We start from the raw sequence: 13,112 nt of genomic DNA on the forward strand, positions 1-13,112 counted from the left end.
AATGAGTGACTTAAATTTATCAAAAAGAGTAAAAGAATTAAGGAATTTAAAAGGAACGACACAGGAACTTTTAGCAGAAAAATCCGGATTAAGCTTAAGGACAATTCAAAGAATAGAAAATGGAGAGACAACTCCGCGGGGAGATTCTTTAAAACGATTAGCAATAGCATTAAATACCACTCCAGACGAAATAATAGATTGGCAAATTCAAGATGACAAAGGGTATATAACGGTAATGGCTTTATCCCCACTTGGGTTTTTATTCTTTCCGTTATTAGGCATTATTATTCCTTTAATTTTTTGGATCCTAAAAAATGATAAATTAAAGAATGTAAGTAAACTGGGGAAAGCTATTCTAAATTTTGAAATAACTTGGTCGGTTCTCCTGTTCACATATTTTATTTTTTTGTTTTCTGGAATGTTTAAAATATTTGGAAGCTTTATAGAGCCCGCAACCATATTAAAGATGTATATCCCGATCATTATTTTGTACGTATATAATATTATTTTAATCTTATTAAATACTTTAAGAGTTTATCGAAATAAGAATTTTAAATTCATCCCTGCAATAAACTTTTTTAAGTAAAGACAACAAGTATTCTATAATTAATAAACATGCATACAAAATCAAAAAAATCAAATTCAACTTTCAAACATTACAAACATTACAAACATTCAACTTTATAAACTTTCAAATAAACTTTCAACTTTACAACACATGAAACTTTCAATCGTAAAAATAGGCGGTAACCTTATAGAAAAAGAAACTGCGTTAGAGCAGGTTTTAGAAAACTTCAGTAAGATTGAAGGTCCAAAAATACTGGTTCATGGCGGTGGAAAAATGGCAACACAAATGGCCGAAAAACTAGGTGTTGAAACCAAAATGGTAGATGGGCGGAGAATTACAGACCAAGAGACCTTGAATATCATTACCATGGTATATGGTGGTTTGGTAAACAAAACCATTGTTGCCAAACTGCAAGCCAAAAACTGTAATGCCCTGGGACTTTCGGGCGCCGATTTAAACAGTATAAAATCGGTGAAACGCCCTGTAAAAACACACGATTTTGGTTTTGTGGGCGATATTACCAATGTAAACACCAATATGTTTTCATTACTGCTCAATAACACCATTACTCCCGTTTGTTGCGCTATTTCGCACGACGGCGATGGCCAACTATTCAATACCAATGCCGATACCATTGCCTCGGAAATTGCCATTGCATTGGCAAACGAATTTGAGGCAGAACTGTATTATTGCTTTGAAAAGAAAGGGGTTTTGCGCAGTATTGAAGATGAAGATTCGGTAATTACAGATATCAATACAGAAATATACCAAGCATTGATAAAAGAAAACATTATTGCAGACGGAATGCTCCCCAAACTCCACAACTGTTTTCATGCACTCGAAAAAAATGTGCACAAAGTATACATTGGAAGCGTCGATATGCTTGGCAATGAAAAGGAAATAAGAACAACGATTACTTTATAACACATTCTAAATTGAAAATGTCACCCTGAGCCTGTCGAAGGGTTATTGTAAAAAATGCTTCGACAAGCTCAGCATGACAAAGTGAGAATATTTTTTTTCACATAAATACCAAACTAAATCAACTCAGAACAATACAAACATAAGAACTAATAAAATGACCATACAACAACTTATACAAGAAGCCATAGAGCTCTTAAAATCGCTTATACAAACACAATCTTTTTCTTCAGAAGAGGATAAAACTGCTGCGTTGATTGAGGCTTGGTTTAATAGGTATAAAATTCCTTTTAAAAGGGAAAACAACAATATTTGGGCCTTTAATGAAGATTATACAGAAGGCAAACCCTTACTTCTTTTAAATTCGCACCACGATACCGTAAAACCCAATTCGGCATACACCAAAGATCCATTTAATGCACATATCGAAGACGGAAAACTTTTCGGTTTGGGGAGTAACGATGCTGGCGGCTGTCTGGTTTCTTTAATTGCTACATTTACATATTTCTATCAGCAAAAAAATTTAAAGTACAATATGGTAATTGTAGCATCTGCCGAAGAAGAAAGCTCCGGTCCAAACGGACTCAATTCGGTATTAAAGCATCTTCCAGAAATAGAGGTGGCCATTGTGGGCGAACCAACACTTATGAATTTGGCCATTGCCGAAAAAGGCTTGGTAGTTTTTGATGCACTGGTAAAAGGCACGCCCAGCCATGCAGCGCACCCGAATAATGACAACGCCATTTACAAAACCATCGAGGTTTTGCAGTGGTTTAAAGATTATAAGTTTGAAAAAATTTCGGAAGTCCTCGGCCCCGTAAAAATGACCGTCACGCAAATAGAAGCCGGAAATCAGCACAACGTAGTGCCCGCCGATGTAAAACTCGTTATCGATGTACGAGTAAACGACAAGTACAGCAACCAAGAAGTATACGAAACCCTAAAAAAATTAGCTCCGTGCGAGGTCACTCCGCGATCGATTCGCTTAAATTCGTCTGCCATTCCAAAAGACCATGTGTTGGTAAAAGCAGGAATAGAACTGGGCAGGGAAACCTACGGCTCTCCCACCCTTTCCGATCAGGCAACACTAAGCTGCGCCTCGTTGAAACTTGGTCCCGGCGATTCCACCAGATCACATTCGGCCAACGAGTTTATATACGTACAGGAAATTGAAGAAGGCATCGATTTGTATATAAAATTGCTGGAAAATGTTCTGTGAAATTTTTTAAATGTCATTAAAATAATTCATAACCGGACTTATTTTAATAGTTGGAAAATTAAAAGTAAACACACACCATAACAACGTAAGTTCGTAACTTCGCATTTCAACATTAAAACTTTACAAACTTTCAACTTTACAAACTATACAACACATGAAACTTTGGGAAAAAGGCTTTTCTACAGATAAAAAAATAGATATTTTTACGGTCGGCTCCGATAGGGAGCTGGATTTGGTTATTGCCAAATACGATGTGCTGGCATCGAAGGCGCATGCCAAAATGCTCTATAAAATCGGGTTGATTACAGAAGACGAAGCAAGTCTGCTTGTAAAAGAATTGACCAACATTGGTCAAACCATTGAAAATGGTACATTTACCATTGAAGATAATTTTGAGGACGTACATTCTAAAATTGAATACTTACTTACCGAAAAATTAGGCGATACCGGTAAACGTATCCATACCGCCCGTTCCAGAAACGATCAAGTTTTGGTTGCGGTAAATTTATACCTCAAAAGCGAACTCGAACAAATAAAAGCAAGTACCAAAGAACTTTTTGATGTACTCACTAATTTAGCCGATAAGTATCAAAATATATTATTGCCCGGGTATACGCACCTTCAAATAGCCATGCCGTCGTCGTTTGGGCTTTGGTTTTTAGCCTATGCCGAAAGTTTGATAGACGATTTATATTTTATTGATGCCGCCCATAAAATTGTAGATCAAAATCCTTTGGGAAGCGCCGCCGGTTATGGAAGTTCCTTCCCTATCGACAGAGATTTCACCACTGCCGAGCTCGATTTTGAAACGCTAAAATACAATGTGGTCGCCGCGCAGATGAGCCGAGGAAAATCTGAAAAAAGCACTGCTTTTGGGTTAAGCAGCATTGCTTCTACTTTAGCCAAGTTTTCTATGGACATTTGTTTGTATATGAGTCAGAATTTCGACTTTATCACTTTCCCGAACGAATTAACCACCGGTTCCAGCATCATGCCACATAAAAAAAATCCGGACGTTTTTGAGCTTATCCGTGGAAAATGCAACAAAATTCAAGCCGTTCCCAATCAACTGGCCATGTTGACCACCAATTTGCCAAGTGGATATCACCGGGACCTTCAATTGACCAAGGAAATTATTGTACCTGCAATTCAGGAGTTAAAATCGTGTTTGGAAATGATGGTTTTTTCCATACAAAACATCATTGTAGAAGATAACATCCTCGACGATAAAAAATACGATTACCTATTTAGTGTAGATACGTTAAACGACCTTGTCCTTAGCGGTGTTCCGTTTCGCGATGCCTACAAACAAATGGGCGAAGCTATAGAAAACGGGACTTTTAAACCTAAAAGGAACATTGCGCATACGCACAAAGGAAGTTTGGGAAATCTTTGCTTGGAAGAAATTAAAGCAAAAATGGAGAAGCTTTTTTAAGTACTCAAGATGTGTTTTTCTAAAATTAATAGTATAAAATAGCTACATTTGAGTAATCAACCGATTTAACAGTCATGAAACGTCAAGAAAACCTAAAAGTCTTAAACACAGTGCTTGTTTTTGTATTTATAGCATGTTTTGGTTATCAGGCAAATGCTCAGGCCGCTATTTTTGCTGCTTTGTTTGGCGACAAAGTTGCTTCTAAAAAATTCAATATCAGTATGGAAATTGGTGTTCCGCTAACAAATGTTGGGAACATAGACGGAAACAAACCCAATATTGGCGTAAACTTTGGAATTGCAGGCAATTTAAAAATTAACGATACTTGGTCTGTTAGCCCAACCGCTTATTTTTTATCCAAGCGTAGTTTTGATATGGAGTCTTTTTCCCTGAACAGTCCAGATGTGTATTTAAACAATATATATACAGATGTGCCTACCACCATTTCCATGAACTACATCCAGATGCCCATTTTTGTATATTACAACATCCCCAATTCCAACTTAAGGCTTGGCTTGGCCCCGCAAATGTCGTTTAAACAAAATGTAGATGCCACATTTAGTGCCGATATTGGGGACTTTGAACAATCGGTCGGTATACATGCCAATAATATTGATTATGGATTGGTTGCCAATGTAAGTTATTACCTAAAATACAAAAGAAACGGAAAAGGGCTATACGTAAGCCTGCGTTATGGTCAAGGGTTTACCGATGTTTTTAAGGATTCTTTTATAGACGGAAACAATAAAAGTCATTATTTTTCATTCAATATAAGTTTACCATTTATTACCGACGAACTTGCGCAAAAAAATCTGGGCGACCAACCAAACAACTAAAGTTTGTTTAAAAAACTCCCCAATTGTTCCTTGTGTTTGGCTTTTAGCTCATCATTGGTGATGATTCCTTTTTTTATTGAAAAATTCTCGTTGAAAGACGGCAAAAAAAACACGTTTTCAACCTTTGCACCAAAACGCGGAAGCATATTTTCGGTAACGGTAATAGATCCAATTGCCCCTCTTTTTCCTGCGGAAGTGCCCATTAAAAAAACATATTTGTCAGCCAAAAACTTCCTGTCTACACGAGACAGCCAATCTATTAAATTTTTAAAGTAGGCCGATGGATTGCTGTTGTGTTCATTAACGCTAATTATAACTCCGTCGGCTTCTAAAATATCATCTTTTAATTCAATTAAGGAATTTTTATATCCATTTGCTTTTTCGTCGTCTTCACTAAATAAGGGAAAAGGCATATTGGTCATATTGAGTAACTGAATGTCAAAATCATCAATTAAGGAAACGGTATATTTCACCAATTCGTAATTAATAGAAGTAGAAGAATTACTTCCGGCAAAAGCTATAATTTTTTTCATCTGCTAATGTTTTATCGTTTTTAATGGTCAGATGGAATGCCCTCAATTATCATTCCGGTTGGTATCTAAATTTAGTTATGGGCATTTCATAACAACAGGTATTTAATTTGTTTGAACCCGATTAAATATAGCCAACTTTTTTAAATAAATGATTCGGTTTTAATACTTTTGACAAGTATCCATTAATAAGCTTTAATTCATGAAAAATTCTGAAAAACTCACCATAAAAAACTCACATTTAGAAATAAAAATCACCAAAATAGGGGCTGAAATATGCAACATTAAAGACCAAAACGGACAAGAATACATGTGGCAGGGCGATGCAAGTATTTGGGGCAGCCATGCGCCGGTACTTTTCCCCATAATTGGTGCCTTAAAAAACGGTTCTTATTTATATGAAGGGGAAAAATACAGTGTTCCAAAACACGGTTTTATCCGTAATAATGAAAATATGTCGGTAACAGACCATCAAGAAAAGAGCATTACTTTTCAATACAAGTATGATGAGGGAACACTAAAGGATTATCCGTTTAAATTTGAGTTTAACATTACTTTTTCCCTTGAAGGAAAAGCACTCCGTATACAGCATGAAATTGTAAACCACGGAAATCATGAAATGTTGTTCTCGTTGGGCGGTCATCCGGCATTCAAATGTCCGCTTACCGAAACCGAAACCGAAACCGAAAATTATAATGATTACGAACTTCAATTTGAAAAAACAGAAAATAGCAACAGGCATTTAATCAATAATGAAGGCCTGCAAAATGGAAAGACCGCTCCTTTTCTAGAAAATACCGACAAAATACAGTTGCAACACCAACTTTTTAAAAACGACGCCCTTATTTTTAAGGATTTAAAATCTAAGCAAATAAGCTTGGCGCATAAAACCAAGGGTAAAATCCTTACTGTTTCTTATACCGATTTTGACTATTTGGGCATTTGGGCAAAAACCAACGGAGATTTTGTTTGTATAGAACCATGGCTTGGCATTACGGATAACGAAAATACCAATGGCGATTTTAAAAAGAAAGAGGGGCTTATTAAACTTGAGGGGAATAAAAGTTTTGAGGCTACTTTTTCAATAACAATTCATTAAAAATTTAATTCAGTTTGAACAAAACCAAGAATTCAAGCATTGCTCAAACTGAATTATACTTTAAAAAATATTATCCGCGTATTAATTTCTTGTATTTAATACGTTTTGGCGTTACATCGGCACCAAGGCGTTTACGTTTGTTTTCTTCATAATCAGAAAAACTTCCTTCAAAGAAATATACTTCCGAGTTTCCTTCAAAAGCAAGAATATGCGTACAGATACGGTCTAAAAACCAACGGTCGTGAGAAATAACCACGGCACAACCTGCAAAATTCTCCAACCCTTCTTCTAAAGCACGAAGGGTATTTACATCCAGGTCGTTGGTAGGCTCATCGAGTAAAAGCACGTTTCCTTCTTCTTTTAAAGTCATGGCCAAATGCAAGCGGTTGCGCTCCCCGCCCGACAAAGCCTCAACTTTTTTATTCTGTTCGCTTCCGGCAAAATTAAACCGGCTTAAATATGCACGCGTATTTACCTGTTTTCCGCCCATCATGATTAATTCCTGTCCATCGGAAAAGTTATCATAAATGGATTTCGACGGGTCTATATTGGAATGCGATTGGTCCACATAGGCAATTTTGGCGGTCTCTCCAACTTCAAAAGAACCCTTATCGGGAGTTTCTTCGCCCATAATCATTTTAAAAATAGTGGTCTTCCCGGCACCATTCGGACCGATAATGCCCACAATTCCGGCCTGTGGCAGTTTAAAATTAAGGTCTTCATACAATAATTTATCACCAAAGGCTTTTGAAACCCCTTTTGCTTCAATAACATTGGTTCCCAAACGCGGTCCGTTGGGAATATAAATTTCCAACTTTTCGTCTAGCTTGTTTTGGTCTTCATTCAATAATTTATCGTAATTATTTAAACGGGCTTTCTGTTTGGCCTGCCGTCCTTTTGGTGCCATCCGTACCCATTCCAGCTCTCGTTCCAATGTTTTTTGGCGTTTGGATGCCTGTTTTTGCTCCTGTGCCAAACGCTTCGATTTTTGGTCCAGCCAAGAAGAATAGTTCCCCTTCCAAGGAATGCCTTCTCCCCTGTCTAATTCCAAAATCCATCCCGCAACATTATCCAAAAAATAACGGTCGTGCGTTACGGCAATTACCGTTCCACTGTATTGTTGCAAATGCTGCTCCAACCACAATACCGATTCGGCATCCAAATGGTTGGTAGGCTCGTCCAGTAGTAAAATATCGGGTTGTTTCAATAGCAATCTACATAAAGCCACGCGCCTGCGTTCTCCACCAGAAAGTACTTTAATGGGCGTATCTGGCTCGGGTGTGCGTAAGGCGTCCATGGCAATTTCCAGCTTTGTGTCCAGTTCCCAAGCATTGGTAGCATCAATTTTGTCTTGCAGTTCGGCTTGTTTGTCCATTAGTTTTTGCATCTTATCGGCATCTTCATATACTTCCGGCAGGCCAAACATATCGTTAATTTTATTGTATTCATCAAGAATGGCAACCGTTTCGCCCACGCCTTCTTTTACAATTTCAATAACGGTCTTGGACTCGTCCAACTGAGGTTCCTGCGCCAAGTATCCCACGGAATATCCCGAAGAGAACACTACATCGCCTTGATAATTTTTTTCTTCGCCTGCAATAATCCTCAACAAAGTAGATTTACCGGAACCATTTAAACCGAGTATCCCGATTTTGGCTCCGTAGAAAAAGCTTAAATAAATATCCTTTAAAACTTGTTTATTGGAACTTTGGTATGTTTTTGATACTCCCGACATGGAGAATATCACCTTTTTATCGTCTGACATATATTCTTTTTTTGGTATTTTGGTATTTGGTATGTGTTTTAGGTATTGGCTTGGGGTGTTGCTTTGGTTATTTTAAACCCTTCCTTTTAGGGCATTAAATACCCAGGCGATGGCAAAAAAGCCTATTCCAACCGATGCAAAACCATAACCGGCAACTTCATCATATCTAAAAGCGCCCAAGGCTATCAATGCAATTCCAACAATAATCATAATCCACGTAGCCCAGGCTAAAATTGTATTTTTATTCATTCCCATGTACAATAACTTTTAATAGATTTAAAGGGTTTCATATTTTAGGTTGGCAAATATCGTACAATTTAAGGAAATATTAGATAATTCTATAAAGGTTGATTTTGTATTTTAGCAGAAAATACCAGGAGTTTTTACTATTTTCTTGATTTGACGGACATGAATTGCCAAAAACTTCTATATTACAGGAAATACATATTTTAAATGGATTTAAAATTCAATCAGAACGAAGATCACAATAAATTATCGGTTTCGGCATTAAAGCAAAAATTGGCAAAGGTGCATCTTGGCGGTGGCGAGAAGCGAATTGAAAAATTACACGGTCAAGGTAAACTAACTGCCCGTGAACGTATTGATTACCTACTGGATAAAAACACCAACAGCATAGAAATAGGTGCTTTTGCAGGCGATGGCATGTACAAAGAACACGGCGGGTGCCCATCGGGCGGGGTGGTTGTAAAAATTGGCTATGTAAGTGGTAAACAGTGTATTGTAGTTGCCAACGATGCCACCGTTAAGGCCGGGGCATGGTTCCCTATTACCGGAAAGAAAAATTTAAGGGCACAGGAAATTGCCATGGAAAACAGGTTGCCCATTATCTATTTGGTTGATAGCGCCGGCGTGTATCTGCCCATGCAGGACGAAATTTTCCCTGACAAAGAACACTTCGGAAGAATTTTTAGGAACAACGCTGTAATGAGCAGTATGGGAATTACCCAAATTGCGGCCGTTATGGGAAGTTGCGTTGCCGGAGGTGCTTATTTGCCCATTATGAGCGACGAAGCACTTATTGTTGACAAAACCGGAAGCATTTTTCTGGCAGGAAGCTATTTGGTAAAGGCGGCCATTGGCGAAAACATTGACAATGAAACCTTGGGCGGTGCTACCACCCACTCTGAAATTAGCGGTGTGACCGATTATAAAGCCAAAGACGACAAAGATGCGTTGGATACCATTAAAAATATAATGGATAAAATAGGCGATTTTGATAAAGCGGGATTTAACCGAAAAAAAGCCGTAAAACCACTTGAAAAACAAGAAGATATTTATGGTATTCTGCCCAAAAACCGGACCGAGCAATACGATATGAACGAAATTATCGATCGGTTGGTAGATGCCAATTCGTTTGAAGCATACAAAGACGGCTTTGGAAAAACCATTATTACCGGATATGCACGTATTGATGGTTGGGCAGTGGGGATTGTGGCCAACCAGCGCAAAGTGGTTAAAACAAAGAAAGGCGAATTGCAGTTTGGCGGGGTTATTTATTCCGATTCGGCCGATAAAGCCACGCGTTTTATTGCAAATTGCAATCAAAAAAGGATTCCTTTGGTGTTTTTGCAGGATGTTACCGGATTTATGGTGGGAAGCAAGTCCGAACACGGTGGGATTATTAAAGACGGCGCAAAAATGGTAAATGCCGTTAGTAATTCGGTAGTACCTAAATTAACGGTCGTTGTTGGAAATTCATACGGAGCCGGAAATTATGCCATGTGCGGAAAGGCTTACGACCCGCGATTAATTGTAGCATGGCCAAGTGCCGAACTTGCGGTAATGGGCGGTTCGCAGGCTGCAAAAGTATTATTGCAGATTGAAACTGCCTCATTAAAAAAGAAAGGCGAAGAAATTACCAAAGAAAAAGAAGAAGAGCTTTTTAACAACATAAAATCTAAATACGATACACAAGTTTCACCCTACTATGCCGCTGCCCATTTATGGACCGATGCCATTATAGATCCGCTCGATACCCGGAAGTGGATAAGCATGGGCATTGAAGCTGCCAACCACGCTCCTATTGAAAAACCGTTTAATTTAGGGGTTATTCAAACTTGATTATTGTATTTGGAAATAGTGGGAATTAATTTCTTGCAAGTTTTTTACAACCTTGTAGAAAATTAAATTTGTTTACTAAAAAGGAAATTGACAAAGCAACGGAACTAATGAACAAGTACTTCCAATCTAAAAATAGAAAGCGATGAAAACATATTCATTTGATGAAGTAAAAGACAAGTATATAGGAAAAAAAGGAACTATAGAAAGGGATGCGTATGAAAATGAATTGCGACTTGATTTAATTGGCGAAGCAATTGAACAAGCTCGAAAAGAAAGAAAACTAACTCAAACGCAACTTGGAGAATTGATTGGCGTAAAAAAAGCACAAATCTCTAAAATCGAGAATAATCTAACCGATGCCAGGTTTGAGACTATTTTAAAAGTGTTTCGAGCATTGAATGCAAAAATCAATTTTAACGTAGAACTACGAAACCAAAAAATGGATTTAGCACCCGAATAAAAAACACTACAATCAACAACGTACAGGGTCCAAAACCTACAAGGTCAAAAAAAGACCTTGCAGGATTTTACATTGTAATTTTATTCAAACTAGCTTCGCGGATAACCTTGCCATTTTCGGTTTCAACGAAGGCATCAGTGAAATAGATTTCTTTTGGGCATTCGTGTTTTTTTAGCGTTTTGGATTTCTTCAAAGTTTCTTGAAGTGTATCGTCTTTATGGCCTTCAACCACAAGCACTAATTTTTCTCCAAGTTCCTTATCGGCTATTCCATAGACAAAAAAACGCTGTTCAATAATTCCTGCCATCTTCTTCTCCAACTGTTCCGGGATTAATTTTATACCGCCCGAATTTATTATGTTGTCATAACGCCCTTTCCAGTCAAATTCATTGGCATTGATCAATTCAACCAAATCGTTGGTTACAATGGTTTCTTCTGCAATATTTGGAGCATCTATTACCAAACACCCACGCTGGTCCAGCCCAATGGTTATATTGGGCAATATTTTAAAATGTGCTTCTTCAATTTCTTCTTTGTTCCTAAAATTATTGATTTGCTTAGCGGCAATATGGGTAACGGTTTCGGTCATTCCATAAGTTTCGTATACATTGGTATGCTTTTCTTGAACGGCCTCTATCAATTCTTTGGTAACCGGGGCACCACCTACAATAAGCTGTTTTATTTGATTAAGTTTTGGCAACGAATTGTAAACCTGTAATGGTATCATTGCCGAAAAATGGTAATTCGAGTCTATTTCGCGCATGGGATTTAGCGATGGCGCTACCAAGTCTATTTCCAAGCCGAGTATCATGGCGCGCACCAACATCATTTTTCCGGCAATATATTCGGCGGGAAGGCAATGCAAAGCGGTGTCGCCAACAGAAATACCAAAAAAATCCCCTGAAGCAATGGCCGAATTGACCATAAATTGTTTCTGCAACCGAATGTGTTTTGGCGTACCCGTTGAGCCGGAAGTACGCACATATAAATGGTCCTTATCGTTCAACCAATCCATTAAAAAGTCTCCTATGGATTGTTCGTAAGGTTCGCCCTCTTTTACAAAACTATAGGCAACTTCTTTTAAATCTTCACGGTCGTAATAGGTTCCGTTCAGTTTAAATTTTAAATGCACTTTATCAAAAGAAGGTATATTGTCCATTTTTTTTACTCGTTCTTTTATGTTAATAATATCCCGAATAAAATTAAAACGGATTGTTCTTATAAAAAAGTTTAATGGCTATTAGTTTCCGATATTTTTTCAACAGTAAGGGGCTTCTCTATTTTACCCGTTAATTTTTCTTGCCAGTTGGACCAATTGTATTTTTTTGAAAACACCATCAACAAAATAGGGAAAACCACAAAAATGGGCACAAACACATCGTAACCCAGTTCTGGTATGGAAACATCTTTGTAAATGGAATGTGTTTGAAAAGCTGTCCAATCGGCCGTTACAAGCAATGCAGTAATAAGGTTGTTGGCGACATGAAACCCCAAACTGAGCTCCATACCGTCGTCCATTAAGGTCAATATGCCCAAAAACAATCCCGTGCCAATGTAATAAACCATTATTCCATAGCCCAATTGGTAGACTTCGGGATTAAAAGCATGCAGACTGCCAAAAATAAGGGATGTCATTAACAACGGTGCCCATCGGTTAAGGAACAAACCTGCAAAGCCCTGCATTAAATATCCTCTAAAAATATATTCTTCCAAGCTGGTCTGCAAAGGAATCAATAAGGTACCGAGAACGAAAAGAATAAGAAAGGGAACCAGTTTAAAGTTAAGTTGATAATCTTCTGGAGATATATACACATCTACCATAATAAGTATCCCTGAAATCGATGCCCACAAAACGAAAGAAAAGAAAATACGCTTCCAATCAATTTTTTTCCTTCCCGTTGTTAAGGACGTAATAGATTGACTATGGAATACCTTTACCAATACAAACAAAAGCGGTAAACAAACCGCAAATGGCAACAGCATTAAAAACAAATTAAGGTTGGGTTCCAGTACGCTCAATAGCGCAGTAGTGTCTCCACTGGTAAGGACGCCCGCACCCTCTTTGTAAACAATGGCTAGGACAAAGGGAATCTGCATTATCTGACTTACAACTATTATTATAAGCGATACCAATAAATACCGCCAAAATTCGTGTTTGTAATTAAATACCTGTTTTAAATACATATGCTATAAAATA

At 37.7% G+C, this 13,112-nt stretch carries 13 protein-coding genes; 8 read left to right on the forward strand and 5 right to left on the reverse strand.

Annotation, left to right across the window (positions count from 1 at the left end; genetic code table 11):
* The first annotated feature begins 1 nt into the window (after position 1).
* The 5 genes from PSF86_RS07200 (at position 2) to PSF86_RS07220 (ending at position 4,979) form a co-directional block, all read left to right on the forward strand.
* The gene (locus tag PSF86_RS07200) at positions 2-586 is read left to right on the forward strand and encodes a magnetosome magnetite crystal formation protein family (protein ID WP_277899381.1); all 585 of its coding nucleotides are present in this window, start codon (positions 2-4) and stop codon (positions 584-586) included.
* Positions 587-718: 132 nt separating this feature from the next.
* On the forward strand, positions 719-1,492 hold the full coding sequence (gene argB / locus PSF86_RS07205) for an acetylglutamate kinase (RefSeq protein ID WP_277899382.1): 774 nt from the start codon (positions 719-721) through the stop codon (positions 1,490-1,492).
* Between the two features lie 154 nt (positions 1,493-1,646).
* The gene (locus tag PSF86_RS07210; protein ID WP_277899383.1) at positions 1,647-2,708 is read left to right on the forward strand and encodes a M20 family metallo-hydrolase; all 1,062 of its coding nucleotides are present in this window, start codon (positions 1,647-1,649) and stop codon (positions 2,706-2,708) included.
* A 154-nt stretch (positions 2,709-2,862) separates the two neighbouring features.
* A complete protein-coding gene (gene argH / locus PSF86_RS07215) occupies positions 2,863-4,143 on the forward strand; it encodes an argininosuccinate lyase (protein ID WP_277899384.1) in 1,281 nt (426 codons plus the stop codon).
* Positions 4,144-4,217: 74 nt separating this feature from the next.
* A complete protein-coding gene (locus PSF86_RS07220) occupies positions 4,218-4,979 on the forward strand; it encodes a porin family protein (protein ID WP_277899385.1) in 762 nt (253 codons plus the stop codon).
* Here the strand turns inward: PSF86_RS07220 and PSF86_RS07225 are convergent.
* Complete coding sequence (locus PSF86_RS07225; protein WP_277899386.1) at positions 4,976-5,512, reverse strand: NADPH-dependent FMN reductase; 537 nt, start codon at positions 5,510-5,512, stop codon at positions 4,976-4,978. The two genes, PSF86_RS07220 and PSF86_RS07225, sit on opposite strands and share 4 nt — an antisense overlap.
* Positions 5,513-5,711: 199 nt before the next feature.
* Here PSF86_RS07225 and PSF86_RS07230 point away from each other — a divergent pair, with 199 nt between their 5' ends.
* The gene (locus PSF86_RS07230; RefSeq protein WP_277899387.1) at positions 5,712-6,608 is read left to right on the forward strand and encodes an aldose 1-epimerase family protein; all 897 of its coding nucleotides are present in this window, start codon (positions 5,712-5,714) and stop codon (positions 6,606-6,608) included.
* A 70-nt stretch (positions 6,609-6,678) separates the two neighbouring features.
* On the opposite strand, the gene ettA is transcribed toward PSF86_RS07230, so the two are convergent.
* The gene (ettA, locus tag PSF86_RS07235; protein WP_277899388.1) at positions 6,679-8,373 is read right to left on the reverse strand and encodes an energy-dependent translational throttle protein EttA; all 1,695 of its coding nucleotides are present in this window, start codon (positions 8,371-8,373) and stop codon (positions 6,679-6,681) included.
* Between the two features lie 72 nt (positions 8,374-8,445).
* Positions 8,446-8,628 carry a CAL67264 family membrane protein gene (locus tag PSF86_RS07240; RefSeq protein WP_277899389.1) on the reverse strand — a complete coding sequence of 61 codons (183 nt, stop codon included), beginning with the start codon at positions 8,626-8,628 and terminating at the stop codon, positions 8,446-8,448.
* Positions 8,629-8,826: 198 nt separating this feature from the next.
* Between PSF86_RS07240 and PSF86_RS07245 the strand changes: the two genes are divergently transcribed.
* Together PSF86_RS07245 and PSF86_RS07250 are read left to right on the forward strand one after the other, a co-directional pair.
* Entirely contained in the window at positions 8,827-10,455 is a 1,629-nt protein-coding gene (locus PSF86_RS07245) for an acyl-CoA carboxylase subunit beta (protein WP_277899390.1), read from the forward strand.
* 142 nt (positions 10,456-10,597) lie between these two features.
* Complete coding sequence (locus tag PSF86_RS07250; protein WP_277899391.1) at positions 10,598-10,915, forward strand: helix-turn-helix domain-containing protein; 318 nt, start codon at positions 10,598-10,600, stop codon at positions 10,913-10,915.
* Between the two features lie 67 nt (positions 10,916-10,982).
* On the opposite strand, the gene PSF86_RS07255 is transcribed toward PSF86_RS07250, so the two are convergent.
* Both PSF86_RS07255 and PSF86_RS07260 read right to left on the reverse strand, forming a co-directional pair.
* Positions 10,983-12,074, reverse strand: coding sequence for an AMP-binding protein (locus PSF86_RS07255; protein WP_277899392.1), 1,092 nt, complete (start codon positions 12,072-12,074; stop codon positions 10,983-10,985).
* Positions 12,075-12,145: 71 nt separating this feature from the next.
* A complete protein-coding gene (locus PSF86_RS07260; protein WP_277899393.1) occupies positions 12,146-13,099 on the reverse strand; it encodes a CPBP family intramembrane glutamic endopeptidase in 954 nt (317 codons plus the stop codon).
* Between the last annotated feature and the right edge of the window lie 13 nt (positions 13,100-13,112).

Source organism: Galbibacter pacificus (assembly GCF_029603165.1).
In the GTDB taxonomy this organism is placed as follows: domain Bacteria; phylum Bacteroidota; class Bacteroidia; order Flavobacteriales; family Flavobacteriaceae; genus Galbibacter; species Galbibacter pacificus.